15 protein-coding genes are annotated in these 15,875 nt (G+C 31.6%); 7 read left to right on the top strand and 8 right to left on the bottom strand.

All coding sequences use genetic code 11. The annotated features are described in order from the left end of the window. Window positions 1-154: 154 nt before the first annotated feature. Window positions 155-874, bottom strand: coding sequence for an RDD family protein (locus tag ABD715_RS17395; RefSeq protein ID WP_344789618.1), 720 nt, complete (start codon window positions 872-874; stop codon window positions 155-157). Between the two features lie 24 nt (window positions 875-898). Here ABD715_RS17395 and ABD715_RS17390 point away from each other — a divergent pair, with 24 nt between their 5' ends. Genes ABD715_RS17390 through ABD715_RS17370 form a run of 5 tightly spaced genes read left to right on the top strand, consistent with a single transcriptional unit; the run spans window position 899 to window position 6,257 of the window. Continuing rightward, on the top strand, window positions 899-1,888 hold the full coding sequence (locus tag ABD715_RS17390; protein WP_344789617.1) for a stage II sporulation protein M: 990 nt from the start codon (window positions 899-901) through the stop codon (window positions 1,886-1,888). 35 nt (window positions 1,889-1,923) lie between these two features. Beyond that, entirely contained in the window at window positions 1,924-2,610 is a 687-nt protein-coding gene (locus ABD715_RS17385; protein ID WP_344789616.1) for a hypothetical protein, read from the top strand. Next, window positions 2,610-3,815 (top strand): DUF4350 domain-containing protein, encoded by a 1,206-nt coding sequence (locus ABD715_RS17380; RefSeq protein WP_344789615.1) that lies wholly within the window; start codon window positions 2,610-2,612, stop codon window positions 3,813-3,815. Before ABD715_RS17385 ends, ABD715_RS17380 begins: the two co-directional genes overlap by 1 nt. Before the next feature lie 2 nt (window positions 3,816-3,817). Then, window positions 3,818-4,888 carry an AAA family ATPase gene (locus ABD715_RS17375; protein WP_344789614.1) on the top strand — a complete coding sequence of 357 codons (1,071 nt, stop codon included), beginning with the start codon at window positions 3,818-3,820 and terminating at the stop codon, window positions 4,886-4,888. Between the two features lie 37 nt (window positions 4,889-4,925). Further along, entirely contained in the window at window positions 4,926-6,257 is a 1,332-nt protein-coding gene (locus ABD715_RS17370; RefSeq protein WP_344789613.1) for a DUF58 domain-containing protein, read from the top strand. A gap of 99 nt (window positions 6,258-6,356) precedes the next feature. Here ABD715_RS17370 and ABD715_RS17365 read toward each other — a convergent pair whose 3' ends face one another. Then, entirely contained in the window at window positions 6,357-6,836 is a 480-nt protein-coding gene (locus tag ABD715_RS17365) for a Dps family protein (RefSeq protein ID WP_344789612.1), read from the bottom strand. 106 nt (window positions 6,837-6,942) lie between these two features. Between ABD715_RS17365 and ABD715_RS17360 the strand changes: the two genes are divergently transcribed. Continuing rightward, the gene (locus ABD715_RS17360) at window positions 6,943-7,881 is read left to right on the top strand and encodes a hydrogen peroxide-inducible genes activator (protein ID WP_344789611.1); all 939 of its coding nucleotides are present in this window, start codon (window positions 6,943-6,945) and stop codon (window positions 7,879-7,881) included. A gap of 56 nt (window positions 7,882-7,937) precedes the next feature. Here ABD715_RS17360 and ABD715_RS17355 read toward each other — a convergent pair whose 3' ends face one another. The 5 genes from ABD715_RS17355 to ABD715_RS17335 all read right to left on the bottom strand — a co-directional run bounded on the left by ABD715_RS17355 (window position 7,938) and on the right by ABD715_RS17335 (window position 11,691). Then, window positions 7,938-8,906: a transporter family protein gene (locus ABD715_RS17355; protein ID WP_344789610.1), complete on the bottom strand. Its 969-nt coding sequence runs from the start codon at window positions 8,904-8,906 to the stop codon at window positions 7,938-7,940. 10 nt (window positions 8,907-8,916) lie between these two features. After that, entirely contained in the window at window positions 8,917-9,960 is a 1,044-nt protein-coding gene (locus ABD715_RS17350) for a cytochrome-c peroxidase (RefSeq protein ID WP_344789609.1), read from the bottom strand. A gap of 86 nt (window positions 9,961-10,046) precedes the next feature. Continuing rightward, complete coding sequence (locus ABD715_RS17345) at window positions 10,047-10,844, bottom strand: MbnP family protein (RefSeq protein WP_344789608.1); 798 nt, start codon at window positions 10,842-10,844, stop codon at window positions 10,047-10,049. Between the two features lie 136 nt (window positions 10,845-10,980). Further along, window positions 10,981-11,289 (bottom strand): hypothetical protein, encoded by a 309-nt coding sequence (locus tag ABD715_RS17340; protein WP_344789607.1) that lies wholly within the window; start codon window positions 11,287-11,289, stop codon window positions 10,981-10,983. Window positions 11,290-11,493: 204 nt separating this feature from the next. Beyond that, window positions 11,494-11,691 carry a hypothetical protein gene (locus ABD715_RS17335; RefSeq protein ID WP_344789606.1) on the bottom strand — a complete coding sequence of 66 codons (198 nt, stop codon included), beginning with the start codon at window positions 11,689-11,691 and terminating at the stop codon, window positions 11,494-11,496. A gap of 295 nt (window positions 11,692-11,986) precedes the next feature. Between ABD715_RS17335 and ABD715_RS17330 the strand changes: the two genes are divergently transcribed. Next, window positions 11,987-14,977 (top strand): DUF8202 domain-containing protein, encoded by a 2,991-nt coding sequence (locus tag ABD715_RS17330; RefSeq protein WP_344789605.1) that lies wholly within the window; start codon window positions 11,987-11,989, stop codon window positions 14,975-14,977. 72 nt (window positions 14,978-15,049) lie between these two features. On the opposite strand, the gene ABD715_RS17325 is transcribed toward ABD715_RS17330, so the two are convergent. Next, on the bottom strand, window positions 15,050-15,850 hold the full coding sequence (locus tag ABD715_RS17325) for a TIGR00266 family protein (protein WP_344789604.1): 801 nt from the start codon (window positions 15,848-15,850) through the stop codon (window positions 15,050-15,052). Window positions 15,851-15,875 lie beyond the last annotated feature (25 nt).

Genomic DNA, 15,875 nt, shown 5'->3' with positions numbered 1-15,875 from the left:
CGTTAGGGATAGAGCAATTGTTGGAGCTCCTCGCAGAGAGCGACTTGCGAAAGCCCGACCTTTAGGTAACGCCATTATTATTTTAGCGCAAAATTACTTTAAATTTTAATATGTTTTATTGTAAATTCTTATTAAGCTTTGTATTGCTTTTTGTTTACATATCTTGGGTGTAATAGTTATAATCTTTCATTATAACGTCTATAAATTCGCGATCGGTTTGTTGTTTTATTTCTTTTATACCCACCACTTCTACAAGCTTGTTTTTAAGTTTTTTCATGGTTACATAATCGTTTGATGCCTTTGCTGCTATAAAGGTATCTTTAATTATTCTAGCATCGTTATCTGATAGTTTTATAACGTTTGGATAACTTGGTTTATAGTTTTCGTTTAGATTTTCTAGAATGGTATGACCCATATTTACACTGTCTTTTAAGCCAATTACTGCAGTTCCTGCTGCTATATCGCCTAGACGTTGTGTTTTATTATTAAAGAGCATAACAAAAAAGCCTAAGCCAAAGATATAGACATCTACTACTCTAAAAAACCAACGCACTGCATAGTCTGAAAATGCTGCTTGATAGCCATCTATTTTTACAACTCTAATTTTTAATATGCGTTTACCTATGGTTTGCCCTTGCAAAAAAGATTCTTGCACCAAAGAATAGAACATTACCGGAAAACTTAACACGGTGTTTATGGCTATTTGCGACCATTGGTCCATGTTATCGAAAGCCCCAAAACTTAGGTTTAAAAACAATAAATAGCCTATTTTTATGGCTGTATCTAGAATAAATGCCAATAAACGTTCTCCTGCGCCTGCGGGGTTAAATTTTATTTTTACATTTTGGGTCGTGTTAATTTGTAACTCTGACATTTTATATTTTATTTTAGCAAATATATGAGGGAAGTTTCATTCATCAAGCAAAATAAGGAAAAATGGCTAAGTTTTGAAAAAGCTGTGTTTAATAATGACTTTGAAGATCCTGATGAGCTTGCTTCGCAATATATTCAATTAATAAACGACTTAGCTTACGCACAAACTTATTACCCCAAAAGTAAGGTTATTACGTACTTAAACCAGTTGGCTGCCAAGGCTTTTCAGAAAATATATAAAACCAAACGCGAGGATACTAATAGGATTATTAGTTTTTGGAAAACCGAAGTTCCTTTAATTTGTTATACCTATAGAAAATACATTTACATTGCCTTTATTATCTTTTTTACTTTCACTTTTATTGGTGTTATTTCTGCAGCTAACGATGGTGAGTTTGTGCGTTCTGTTTTAGGCGATAATTATGTTAACATGTCTCTAGAAAATATAGAAAAAGGCGATCCTGTTGCAGTTTATAAAAACGGAAGTAATTGGGGGAGTTTTATAGGTATTACCATTAATAACTTGCGCGTGGGTATTATTGCTTTTGTATTAGGTGTTTTTGGAGGTATTGGTACGCTATGGATTATGTTTAAAAACTGTATAATGCTAGGTTCTTTTCAATACTTTTTTTACGATAAAGGTGTGTTTTGGGAAAGTGTTCGTGGTATATGGATACATGGCTCTATGGAAATTTTTGCTATTGTTATAGAGGCTGCTGCTGGCTTAATTTTAGGCGCTAGTATTTTGTTTCCAGAAACACACTCTAGATATACATCGTTTAAATTTGGTGCTAAAACTGGTATTAAAATTTTAATTAGCACCTTCCCTTTTACATTTTTAGCTGGTTTTTTAGAAGGTTTTATTACGCGATACTCTAACATAATGCCGCATTGGTTGTCTGTTAGTATTATATTAATTACACTTAGTATTATTAGTTACTATTATTTAATTTACCCTTTTAAAATACAAAAAGAAATTACCCAAAACCCTACTTTAAGTCTTCCTGTTACTTGATATTAAACCTAAAACATATTATTTTAATATTCGTTTTGACTTTTACCAGTCAGACCTTTACTTATGCCTTAACTGTAAACGACAACCTTGATAAAATACGCCAGTTTGATGAAGATTTTAAAAGCAGATATTCAAGTAGAAAATACAATTATGAAGGTGAAAAAATAATAGGTAAAACCGAAGTTGGAAAAGGCGAGTATGCCGATTATAAAAACGAAAAAGTAAAGCAAAAAGAGAAAAATAATCAAGACGATTTAAGTATTAATTTTGGGCCATTTGCTTGGCTATTTTATATGGCGCTAGCTGCTGCTGTATTTTACTTAGTTTATATTCTTTTTAACGAAGGCGGTAGCGGTTTGTTTACATCTAGTAGAAATAAAAAAGTTAACAATTTTGACGAAATAACTGCCGAAAACATAGAGCAAGCAGACATACATACCTTAATAAAAAATGCCGAAAACGAGCAAGACTATAGGCTTGCTGTAAGGTACCATTACCTTTTAACACTAAAAACCTTAAGCTTAAAAAACTATATAAAATTTGAAGACGATAAAACAAATGCAGAATATTTAGACGAGGTTAGTAACAAACCTTTTGGCAGTAAATTTGCTTATGCACAATATTTATACAACTACGTTTGGTATGGTAAATTTCCGGTAAACATAAACCAATACACTAAAGCAAAAAGTAATTTTACAACCCTTTTAAATTTGCTTAAATAATGAAAAAAGTACTGCCTTTAATTTTTGTTATTGCTGCTATTATTGTTACAGCATCTGTTGTTATTGGTGTAAAACGTACTAAAACGGTAGATTGGGAAGAGTCTTTTGACGAGCGTAGTAACAAACCTTATGGTGTTAGTATTTTTTACAAAGAATTACCACGCCTTTTTAAAGACAGAAAAATAAGAACTGTTTTTCACCAACCATCCAGTTATTTAAGTGCCAACTCTAAAGATGGCTATGGCGAACATGTTGCACAAGGCAGTTATATTATTATTGGAAACTCTGATTATTTAGAAGACGAGTCGGTTGATGAATTGTTAGATTTTGTAGATAATGGGAATACGCTTTTTATTTCTGATTATTATTTTCATCAAAAAATTCACGACACTTTAGGGATAGACACAAAGTATATTGAAAACCAGAAAGATAGCATCTCTTATCAATATTTAAAACATTTAAATATTGATGAAATAACTATAGATAAAAATAGTGGCGATAATTATTTTTCGTATTTCGACACCATAAACCATAAGGTACTAGGCTACTCTAAAATAGATTACAAACACGTAAACTTTATTGAGGTTCCTTTTGGAGAAGGAAAAATTTTATTGCACCTCGAGCCTAAAGCTTTTACTAATTACAATATTTTAAAAGACGACAGATATAAATATACCGAAGGATTAATTTCTTATTTACCAGACAATAATGTGTATTACGACTCGTATGTAAAAATAAGAACGGGTTACAATGGCGATGTAGAAAAAGAATCAAACTTGGGCTGGTTTCTAGACCAAATATCTTTTAAATGGGCTTGGTTTACTGCTATTATTTTTGGTATTTTATTTATGATTTTTAACGCCAAGCGTAGGCAACGCATTATTAAAATAATAAAACCACTACAAAACACAACCATTGCTTTTGTTAAAACAATATCTAATTTATACATTGAAACAAAAGATTATAAAAATTTAATTACTAAAAAAATAACGTACTTTTTAGAAAAAATTAGAATCGATTTTAATTTAGACACTTCTGTTTTAAACGATGACTTTATAACTAAATTAGCCTTAAAAACTGGCAAAAAGAAAGACGATATTAAAAAGATAATTAACTATATAAATGCTTTACAAAACAAAGACGAGCTTTTTGAAAACCATTTAATAACATTAAATAAGCATATTGAAGCTTTTTATTCAAACTAATTATGGACGAAAATAAAGAACAAAAAGACCCTCAAGATTTTTTACCAAAAACAGACATTGTTGCATCTATAGACAGTAGTGCTTTAGACGAAAACACAAATAACCTAGAGTTTGAAAACAGGCTAGATTTATCTGAGCTTCAGCAAAGTGTTCAAAAAATAAAACAAGAAGTAGGCAAAGTAATTGTTGGACAAAAAGATATGGTAGACATGCTTATAGCATCGCTTTTAGCTAAAGGACATTCGCTTATAGAAGGAGTACCTGGTGTGGCAAAAACGGTAACTGCAAAATTACTAGCCAAGTCTTTAAGTGTAGGGTTTAGCCGAATTCAATTTACTCCAGATTTAATGCCTAGTGATATTTTAGGAACATCGGTTTTTAACTTGAAAGATTCTGAATTCGAATTTAAAAAAGGTCCTATTTTCTCGAATATGATTCTTATAGACGAAATTAATAGAGCACCAGCCAAAACCCAAGCTGCTTTATTTGAGGTTATGGAAGAACAACAAATTACTATTGATGGTAATAAATTTAAATTAGACTCTCCTTTTATAGTTTTAGCTACGCAAAACCCAGTAGAACAAGAAGGAACTTATAGACTACCCGAAGCACAATTAGACCGCTTTCTATTTAAAATAGATGTAGACTATCCTAATCTAGAAGAAGAAATAGAAATACTATCTCGTGAGCACGAATTAAAAGACAAAGCTAAATTTGATAGTATTACGCCTTTTTTAACTGGAGCGCAAATAGTAAAGTATCAAGATATAGTAGCTAAAATACTAGTAGAAAAACACTTGATTAAATATATAGCAGAACTTATTGTAGCCACCAGAAATAATCAGTTTTTATATTTAGGTGCATCGCCAAGAGCATCTATAGCTATACTAAAATCTAGTAAAGCATTTGCAGCTATGTCTGGTCGCGATTTTGTAACCCCCGAAGATATTAAACGAGCAGCTATTCCTGTATTACATCACAGAGTTATTGTTACGCCAGAACGCGAAATGGAAGGCGTTTCTAGCAAACAAATTATAAAACAAATTATAGAAACGGTAGAAATACCTAGGTAATTACAAGTAAAATATTTTTTAATTTTAACTAAGCAATTTGAAATTTTTTAAACCCTTTTACATACAACCTCGTTTTTTTTATGCAGGCATTGGCATTGTGGTTCTATTTGCTATAAGTTATTTTATACCTATACTATTTAACGTTGCTCAACTCTCCATTTTAGTGCTTATTCTTCTTTTATTTTTAGATATTCTTATCATTTTTATTGGAAAGAATAAAATTGAAGCAAGCCGAATTTTACCCGATAAATTTTCTAATGGCGATAAAAACCTTATAGAGTTAAACATAAGCAACAACTCCCCCATTTTAATTAAACTTGAAATTATTGACGAAATACCAGAACAGTTTCAGGTAAGAGATTTTAAAATAAACGATTCTATTGCTTCCCGAAAAACAAAAAACACAACCTATTATTTAAAACCAACACAACGTGGCGAATATTACTTTGGAAGCTTAAACATTTATGCATCATCCGTTTTAAATATTGTTGCCAAACGTTATAAATTTGCAGATGGCGCTATGGTACCAACCTACCCTAGCTTTAAGCAATTAAAAAAATTCGAACTCTTAAATATTAATAAAAACTCATTGGAATATGGCCTTAAAAAAGTGCGACGTTTAGGCCATTCTATGGAGTTTGAACAAATTAAAGATTATGTTTTAGGCGACGATTTACGAACAATAAATTGGAAAGCAACTGCAAAGCGCAACCAATTAATGGTTAATCAATTTCAAGACGAAAAATCGCAGCCTGTTTACTCTATAATAGATAAAGGCAGAATAATGAAAATGCCTTTTAACGGTTTAAGCCTTTTAGATTATGCTATTAATGCTACCTTAGTAATTAGTAACGTAGTTTTAAAAAAACATGACAAAGCAGGCATGCTTTCGTTTTCTAAGCGCATAGAAAATGTAGTAATTGCAGAACGAAGAAGCTCGCAAATGCAAATGATTCTAGAATCGCTTTACAATGTTAAAACCGATTTTTTTGAAAGCGACTTTAGTAGACTTTATGGCAATATTAAAAGGCATATTACACATAGAAGCCTTATTTTAATGTATACTAATTTTGAAACTTTAGACGGATTAAACAGACAATTACCCTATTTAAAAGCCATTGCCAAAAGCCATTTATTGGTTGTTATTTTCTTTAAAAACACAGAATTAGACCTTTTAATAAATAATAAAGCAGAAACTGTGCAAGATGTTTACGATAAGATTATTGCAGAAAAATTTACATTCGAAAAACGATTAATTGTTAACGAACTAAAAAAATACGGTATTTATTCTATTCTAACCACTCCAGAAAATTTAACCATCGATACAATTAATAAATATCTTGAAATAAAATCTAGAGGATTGCTATAATTACATGGTTAAACTTTAATTTTTAGAAAGTTATATGTATAAAAAAAGACCTTCAAACCTAAATTATGAAAGTCTCTTTCCAACTATTAATCAACCATATTAAACTGTTTCGTCTAACCAAGCTTTCATCATCCAAACTGTTTTTTCTTGCTCACTAATAAACCCGCTTATCATAGCTAAAGTCCCTTCATCTCCTGCATCTCCTGCTTTTTCTAATAAAACTCTTTCTAATTTTAAAAGTTGTGCTAAAGAATCCACAATTAACCTAACAGCCTTATCGTCTTGCGAAATATTTTTTCCTACAGGCACCTCTGCTTTTGCTGTATAATCTTCAAAAGTATGTAAGGGTGTATCGCCTAATGTTAAAATACGCTCGGCAATCTCATCTACTTTTAAATTTGCATCGGTATATAACTCTTCAAACTTTACATGCAAATCGAAAAAACGCTTTCCTTTAATATTCCAATGTATGCCTCTTAAATTCTGGTAATATATCTGAAAGTTAGCTAATAAATGATTTAAATCTTCTGCTAATTCTTTTGTTTTTGTAGTCTCTAAACCTATTGTATTTAGTTTCATCTCTATATGTTTTTTTTGTACACCACAAAATTAGTTGATAAAAAAGGCTTTTTTATTATAAGTTTTATTGATAGTTTTTATATTTTTATAACCAAAATTGATAACCATGACTATTACACAACTATACTACGTTTTAGCTGTTGCCGAAAACCAAAACTTTACTAAAGCAGCAGAGAAATGTTTTGTAACCCAGCCTACGTTAAGTATGCAAATTCAGAAATTAGAAGACCAGTTAGACATTCAAATTTTTGATAGAAGTAAAAAACCTATTGAGCTTACAGATGTTGGTAAAAAAATAGTTACTCAAGCAAAAAACATTGTAAACGAATCGAATAGAATTCAAGACATTGTAGACCAACAAAAAGGTTTTATTGGTGGCGAGTTTAAATTAGGTATAATTCCAACGGTAATGCCAACATTATTACCTATGTTTTTAAAAGCATTTATAAAGAAATACCCTAAAATAAAACTAAAAATAGAAGAGTTAACCACCGAAGAAATTATAAAAAGACTAAGCGAAGGACATTTAGATGCTGCTATTGCTGCTACACCACTAGAGAACGAAAATATAAAAGAGCGTGTTTTATACTTTGAACCATTTGTAGCTTACATTCCAGAAAGCCATAGGTTAAGTAAAAAACAAAATATTGAAGTTAGCGACTTAGAAATAGACGATATGCTTTTGCTCGAAGACGGGCATTGTTTTAGAGACGGTATTATTAACCTATGTAAGGTATTTAAATCGCATACAGACGACTCTTTTCAATTAGAAAGCGGAAGTATAGAAACTTTAATAAAACTATCTGACGAAGGTTTAGGTATGACACTACTACCGTATTTACATACTCTAGACTTAAACGATAAAGCAAAAAAGAATTTACACTACTTTACAGAGCCTAGTCCTGCACGAGAAGTAAGTATTATTTACAACAAAAGCGAACTTAAAATGCAAATTATAGAGGCTATGCAAGGTATAATTTCTGGTATTATAAGAGGTGCCATTGCTTTTCAGAATGTAAAAATTATTAGTCCGTTGCCTAAATAAAATTCATTTTAAAACAACAGATATAATTATCGTTTTTATGTAAATTTTGCTTCTTATTACAGAGCAAAATTTACATAAAGTGATAATCTATTTTTAGACTCCACATTACCTCCAAATAAATCTTGAGAAATTGGCAGTGTATAATTAATACCAAAAATAAATTTTTCTAAAGCCAACTCAGACCCAATGGTGCTATTAAGAATGTTTCCGTCTGTATCTGCTAGTGTTTCTCCATATTGCTTAATACTATTGTAAGTATCGCCAGATATGCCTACAAATGGCATTATATTGTATTTTTCTCTAGAAAACGAAGTAAAAAAATTAGCAGAATAGCTAAACTGATTACCAAATTGATAATCATTTTTATTTTCCCCTTTTACATAATACGTTATTAAAGTATTTACGCCAAACTTATTAGTTCCGTAATTATATCCCATAGAAAAAACACCATCAAAACTACCGGTACCCACCTGAAAACCTGGATTTACATTATTTGTTAAAGCCTCTTCAAATTCGCCGGTAGGTAATTTGGCTCCAATACCAAACTGTAAAGAATGTCCAGATGGTTCGCGTTTTAAATTATACGTTAAAGAATCTTTTTCTTTTTTATAAAACTGTAATTTATACCAACCTATTACACTAGCGTCTCCTACACCTTTTAAATGCTCTGTAGTTTGTTCCCGCTTTCGTTTTAAATCTTGATAAGGTAAATTCGCACTAACATAAAACGACTCGTTTATAGGTAATTGCGCCCATAATTGATAAGTGTTAAAGGTTTCTTTACTTACTGGAGAATTGGCAAAAATACCATCTTTAGATTCAAAGTTTTGATAAATGTAACGCAAACCAATAAAATTAGCATTACTCAACGTTCCAAAGCCAAAACTTCCACTACTGGTAGAGCAGCCACATAAATCGCACATTACGCTATAAGGATCTTTGTGGTGTATGCCTAAATCGCATAATTTATGCTTTTCGTGAGCATTAGTCGTTAACAATGGTAAAACCAAAATTATTACCAACAAGGCACTTTTTTTAAAACTCTGCAAACCTTTCATCGTTTAAAAATTCATTATCCGTTAATGTTTTTAATAAAGCTATAATACTTTCTTTTTCGTAGTCTGATAGCGTAATACCTAAAGTTCCGTCGTCTCTTCTAAAAACCGGATCTACATTACCATTATCTACCATACCAGAATCGTAAAAATCTAAAACTGCCTCGAGTGTTGCTACTCTGCCATCATGCATATAAGGATTCGATTTTTCGATATTTCTTAAACTAGGCACCTTAAACTTGTATAAATCTTCTGGGTTTTCGAATATATTAAACCTGCCTTTATCGTTAAACTTAGGGTTTATAGACAAACCGTTGTTTCTATAACTTTGGTCTGTAAATAAATCGGTTGCATGACAAGAAGCACATTTTTGATTAAAGGTTGTTAAACCATCTAGCTCTATATCTGTTAGCGTCACTCCGTCTTCATTTCGCACATATTTATCGTATTTAGAATTCGAAGACACCATCATTACCATAAATTGAGAAAGCGCTTTTAACATGTTTTCACTATTAATCGCTCCGTTTTCAAAAGCTTTAGCAAACTGTTTTTTATAATAGTCGGTTTCGCTTAATTTAGTAATAACATTACTAAGCGTCTCTCCCATTTCTACCTCACTAGTTAAAGGAATAATAGGTTGAAAATCGAGATGTGTTGCTGCACCATCCCACATAAATTCTGATTGATATGCTAAATTTTGCATAGGCTGTGCATTACGTGTACCAATACCGCCATCTAGCCCATGGCTAACAGTATGTTCGTGGTGCGTAAAAGCAAATGCTTGTTCGTGGCAAAAGGCACATGGTATAGCATTATTAGCAGATAATTTACCCTCGTAAAAAAGGGCTTTTCCTAACTCGAAACCTGCTTCTGTAACAGGATTATTATCTAAATTATAAACCATTTCTGGAAAATTAGAAGGTACATTAACCTCTAGCGGGATTGGAGTATAAAGTTCATCTTCGGAAGAATTAGAACATGAGATAAAACTGATTGCAAAAAATAAAAAAAATATATTTTTCATTTAAAATTGATATAAATATCAAAAACAGCCAAAAAAGTATAAGCCATTAACAAGGTGCTACTTTTAAGCTGTTTTATTAAATTGTATTAATTGTTATGCACATGGTGTACCATAAACATGCCCGTTAAATTTGTAGCAATAACTCCTGTTTCTGTTTCGTCTACATGTACTTGATTATAACCATCGTCAAAATTAACTGCAGTTACACCATCAAAAGCCTCAGCAATATCTGCTTTAATATGCACTTCTGGTGTTTTATCTTCTCTAACTAGTATGGTATTTGGAAACGTTAAAGTTACTTCTTTATAATTATCTAGCGAAGAACCAACGCTTCCCATATGCATATTTAGTCCTTCATCTGTAACTGTACTTGAAGAGTAAGTACCGTCAAATCTCATAAATTTAAAACCTGTTGCCCAAGACCATAACATACCTTCTGCTTCAGCTTCTGCTAAAAAATCTCCTTGTCCATCTGCTCCTAATGCATAACGCTCTTGGTCTATACCAATACCAAAAGTTATCTCTGTATAATCTGCTGCATCAATACCATCTAGAGTAACCCAAATTTCGCCAGCATTATTACTCTTTGCTTCATTTATTATAAAAACATTTGATGCAGTTGGGTACATAAATATATTACCCTCACTATCTTTTACACGTACATTACTAACAATGTATTTTAAAGTTTCTAGTTTAAAAGATTCTCCATTTGCTCTATCAAAAGACGTATTAAAAGCAAAGTCTAAGTCGCCTACACTATTATCAAATTTTAAAACAACGCTACCGGTTTGACCTGTTAAATCTACATCATCGTCATTATCAGACGAACAAGATACTATTGAAATACTTAATAATAAGGCTAAAGTTAATTTTACAATTTTCATTTTATTTTTTATTGAACACACTCATAGAGGCACGCACAAAACTGTGGTCACCACATTTAAAAATATGAATGTTAATTTGTTTATTGATTTTGATGCTAATTGGCAAAGTTTTGCCACTATTTATATAGAAAATCTACTATACAATGGGAGGTCTAAAATGAAAAGAATTATAATTAAATGCATATCGTTTGTTATAAACAGACTTTACATTTTTATTTAATTGAAGTAATTGTTGCTTTAATTTGAATTCTGAATTGTTCTGATAGAATACAGGAAAAAAATACTCTGTGAATATTTGAATCGTTTTAGAATTGTTGTTGGATGTGGTTTCTGCTTGAAGTTGCTTAGACAAATGACATTTTCCATTACAGGCAAGCTCTATCTTGTCTTTATTTTCGCAAAAATTCTGTGTTATATAATCTATATTAATTTGGTAATATGCCAAATAACAAAGATTATACAAGGGTTTTACCGCAAAGGCAAGAAATAATATGACTAAAAAAAAGTTTCTCAACAGTATTTATAAAATAATTGTAAATATAGAGAACTTAATAAATAAAAACGCCCATAATTCAGAATTTAAAACTATAATAATATTGTTTTCTAGTCCTTTATAAAAAACGAGCAACCTTTGGGTTGCTCGTTTTGGTTATTCCTTTAAATAAATTAAACATTGATTTAATTCGGGTTTCTGCTGTACTAGAGTTAGAATAAATATTTTAAGTTCTTCTATCTCGTAAGGTAATAATCGACTTATTGCCTTTTGCACTTCTTTGCAGAACAGTGACGTATCAAAACTAACTTTATTAAGTACAGTTTTTGTATACTCAAGCATTGCTCTTGCCATAATATTATTATAGGGTTTGGTTTATTAAAATAAAAAAGTAGATTTGTAGTATAAGCAAAAAGTTTTTTTATTAACGCTTAAAATTACTAAAAAAAAGGACAAATTACTTTTTTTTAGAGAAAATTAACATAAAAAAAAACTTAAAGTAAGCTCTAACTCTCTCTTTCTACAAAATGTTTTTACATATAAACCTCTCAAAATCAAAACTATTACACTATACAATTGTGACTTTTCCTTAGCTTTTGTGTCTAAAAAGTAAGATAAGTATTATAGCACTCCCTAAAATTAAAAAAATATGACCTCCCCTAAATTATTACTAATTATAGCCTCCTTAACCTTATTTTTTAATGTTAACTCTCAAACAGGTCCTGGTGGTGTTGGACAAACAAACGGATCTTCGAACCTAGTTTTATGGACAAACCCAGACGCTATAACAGAAGCAGATAATGCTGCTTTTTCTAATTGGCCTGATTTATCTGGTCATGATTCTAATCTATCTCAAAATGATGCCATTAGACAACCAATAATTAAAAAAAACATATTAAATGGTTATGATGTTGTACGTTTTGAAAACACAAACAGACGATTAATTAAAACAAATTTCAGAAACTTTCCTACTAGAGCTATCTCTGGGTTTTATGTAAACCGAAACGCAGACAGAAGCGACGGTGTTTTATCTTATGCATCTTCTTTTCATAATAACGACTTTTTAATATTTAACAGTAGTAATGTAACGATGTACAGAGATAGAAATAATTTAAGATCTGGAATAGCTGCAAATACTAATGCTTGGAATATTATAGGGTTTAGATGGACAAGTAATGGAGGTAACACAACCTTGTCTCAAAATGGCAATAGCGCATACTCCAACGCTTTTAAAAACGGAACTTCTATAACACCAAATGGCACATTAGCACTTGCTGCAGAGCAAGATCGAGTTAATGGTAATTATGCAGCAAACCAAGCACATCAAGGCGATTTCTCTGAAGTTATTTTATTTAACACATATATAAATGAGGCGCAAAGAATTATTGTGTCTAATTATTTATCGGCTAAATACAATATTAATTTAAGTGCAAATAATTTATACAATGAAGATGATGCAGCTAACGGAAACTTCGATCATAATGTAGCTGGTATAGGCCAAGCTAGAGATGGCTCTAGCCATACAGACTCTCAAGGTTCTGGGGTTGTTCGTATTAATACGCCTTCCAACCTTAATAGTGGCGATTATTTATTTTGGGGAGAAAACACAAAAACACCAGATTACACCAATACAAATACGACAACTAACTATAAAGAACAATTAGTTTCTACATGGCGTGTTAGTAAAACTAACGATTTAGGCAGTGTGTCTGTTTCTTTTGATTTAAGTAGAATGGCTGTTCCACAAGGTCTATTTTGTTCTTTACAATTGGTACTAGATAACGATTCAGATTTTTCGTCACCAAGAGCTGTTTACGATTTAAGTATTTCTGGCACAACCGCTAGTGTAAATGACGTTAGGTTTAATGACAATGACTACTTTACGCTTAAATACACCAACCAAATTGTTTGGGATGGATCTACCTTTTTTAATGGTTCTGGATCTTCAGAGGCACCAAGCACGTTCGATTCTTGCCTAAAATTACTAGTTAAAACAGGCACAACAGCTGTTTTAAATACCGATGCACATGTTAGAGAAATAGAAGTTGAACCAGGAGCGTCTTTATTTGTTGAAGATGGCTATTTACTAGAAGTTGAAGACAAAGTTGTTATTAACGGTATTATCGATTTATTAGGAGAAGCACAACTTATACAAAATCATACAAATACTAGCACTAATTCTGGAAGCGGTTACTTAAGAAAAAGACAACAAGGCACATCCAACAACTTTAACTATAATTATTGGAGTTCGCCAGTAAACACAAATGGGTTTTGGCAAATTGGAAATTTAGAAGATGCCAATGGTGCTATAAATTTTACTAGCAGTTATAATGCAGATGCAAGCACAACTCCTATTACTTTAAGCAATAGGTGGCTTTACGAATTTAATGGAGTATCTGACGATTATTGGCAATGGAAAAGCTTAACAACCACAAGCAATATAGCACCAGGAATTGGTTACACCATGAAAGGTTCTGGGGCTTCTGGCACTGGCCAAGAATATGTTTTTAAAGGCACACCAAACGATGGTAATTACAGTTTAACTGTTACTGCGGGTAACGATATTTTAACCGGAAACCCATATCCTTCTGCTTTAAACGCAGATGAGTTTATACGAAACAACCTATCTGTTATAGATGGCACTCTATATTTCTGGGAACATTTTGAGTCTAACAACAGCCATTACTTGGCAGATTACGAAGGTGGTTACGCCTCTTATAATTTAATGATGTCTTTAGAGGCTACTGCTAGCGCAGGATTAATTAGCGGACAAGGTAGCGCATCTAAAGCTAGACCTACCAATAATGTAGCTGTTGGTCAAGGTTTTTTCTTATCTATTACAAGTGACGGAAACCTTAATTTTAATAACCAGCAAAGAGCTTTTGCAAAAGAATCTGCTAACGAGTCTATTTACTATAAATCTGGAAGTAAAAAGAATAAGGTAGCTGCTAGCAAAGTAGACCTAAGACCAAAGGTTTGGTTCGCTTTTGTAGATCCAAATGAGTTAAAAACTGTTATTGGTTTAGGATACGATAGCGATTATGCTACTACAGCATACGATAACGGATACGATGCCAAATTATATGAAGAAAAGAGAAACGATACCTATTGGGTTGCTAACGATGAAAATTTACTTATTCAAGCATTACCTAATATTAATATAGAAGACGAATTACCTATAACTATTAAAGCAACAGATGAAGGTCTTTATAAGTTTTCTATAAACAACATGGAAAACATTCCTGTAGATATAAATATTTATTTAAAAGATAATGAAACCAATGTGTATCACAATTTAAAATCGGGTACAGCAAATTTAATTTTAAGCAATAAAAGGTATGAAAATAGATTTTCTATAGTTTTTCAAGAAGATAATACTCTAGACACTAACGATAACGAAGATAAATTGGCTTTAATTTATTACGACAGTAAAACTAAAAACTTAATTTTAAACGATTTTGAAAATTTAAACGACATTAAAGCATTAAAAATTTACAATACGCTTGGACAAGAAATACTAGACAAAAGCAACTTAGAGTCTAATAAAATTAACATGGCTTCATTTAGCAATGGTCTATACATTATTAATATAAAATCTAGCAACAATATTAAACAAGCTGCTAAATTTATAAAGTATTAATTACTATGTAAATAAAACAAAAGCCCTAATTATAAAATAAATAGGGCTTTGTTTTATAAAATTTGTTGCTATTTAAAAACTATTATCACCATCTAACAAGTCTCCTAAACCTCCTAGCACGCTACCTTCGCCTTTACTTTTACCACCTGCTCTAGATGCCGATGCTAGTACACGACCTGCCAACCTACTAAATGGTAAAGATTGAATAAAAACAGTACCTGGACCTTGTAATTTAGCAAAAAACAACCCTTCGCCACCAAACACGGTGTTTTTAATACCTCCAACAAATTCAATATCGTAGTTTATTGTATGATCGAAACCTACAATGCAACCAGTATCTACTCTTAAAGTTTCTCCTGCTAGCAATTCTTTTTTTGCCATAGTACCACCTGCATGAACAAATGCCATACCATCGCCTTCTAATTTTTGCATTATAAAACCTTCGCCACCAAATAAACCGCGACCTAATTTTCTTGAAAATTCTACACCTACACTTACGCCTTTTGCAGCACAAAGAAAAGCGTCTTTTTGACAAATAAATTTACCACTAAACACAGACAAGTCTATAGGTATAATTTTTCCTGGATAAGGCGATGCAAACGATACGTTACGTTTACCAACAAGATCGTTATAAAAGGCAGTCATAAACAAACTTTCTCCAGTAAGTATACGTTTTCCTGCCCCCAATATTTTACCTAAAAAACCGGTATCTTTTTGAGAACCATCTCCAAAAATGGTTTCCATTTTAATGCCATCGTCCATCATCATAAAACTTCCCGCTTCTGCAATTACGCCTTCTTGTGGGTCTAGTTCTATTTCTACATATTGCATTTCTTCTCCATAAATTCTATAATCTATTTCGTGTGCTGTCATTTTATATTTTTTTTATTGATTGATG

The sequence above is a fragment of the Postechiella marina genome (genome assembly GCF_039538365.1).
GTDB classification, from domain to species: domain Bacteria; phylum Bacteroidota; class Bacteroidia; order Flavobacteriales; family Flavobacteriaceae; genus Postechiella; species Postechiella marina.
Note: the sequence above shows the minus strand (reverse complement) of the source record. Positions and strands in the feature narration are given on the sequence as shown.

Bases quoted from the DNA above. Each gene is read 5' to 3' on its own strand.
- ABD715_RS17395 (WP_344789618.1), bottom strand. From the start codon at position 874: ATGTCAGAGTTACAAATTAACACGACCCAAAATGTAAAAATAAAATTT.
- ABD715_RS17390 (WP_344789617.1), top strand. From the start codon at position 899: ATGAGGGAAGTTTCATTCATCAAGCAAAATAAGGAAAAATGGCTAAGT.
- ABD715_RS17380 (WP_344789615.1), top strand. From the start codon at position 2,610: ATGAAAAAAGTACTGCCTTTAATTTTTGTTATTGCTGCTATTATTGTT.
- ABD715_RS17375 (WP_344789614.1), top strand. From the start codon at position 3,818: ATGGACGAAAATAAAGAACAAAAAGACCCTCAAGATTTTTTACCAAAA.
- ABD715_RS17365 (WP_344789612.1), bottom strand. From the start codon at position 6,836: ATGAAACTAAATACAATAGGTTTAGAGACTACAAAAACAAAAGAATTA.
- ABD715_RS17360 (WP_344789611.1), top strand. From the start codon at position 6,943: ATGACTATTACACAACTATACTACGTTTTAGCTGTTGCCGAAAACCAA.
- ABD715_RS17350 (WP_344789609.1), bottom strand. From the start codon at position 9,960: ATGAAAAATATATTTTTTTTATTTTTTGCAATCAGTTTTATCTCATGT.
- ABD715_RS17345 (WP_344789608.1), bottom strand. From the start codon at position 10,844: ATGAAAATTGTAAAATTAACTTTAGCCTTATTATTAAGTATTTCAATA.
- ABD715_RS17335 (WP_344789606.1), bottom strand. From the start codon at position 11,691: ATGGCAAGAGCAATGCTTGAGTATACAAAAACTGTACTTAATAAAGTT.
- ABD715_RS17330 (WP_344789605.1), top strand. From the start codon at position 11,987: ATGACCTCCCCTAAATTATTACTAATTATAGCCTCCTTAACCTTATTT.
- ABD715_RS17325 (WP_344789604.1), bottom strand. From the start codon at position 15,850: ATGACAGCACACGAAATAGATTATAGAATTTATGGAGAAGAAATGCAA.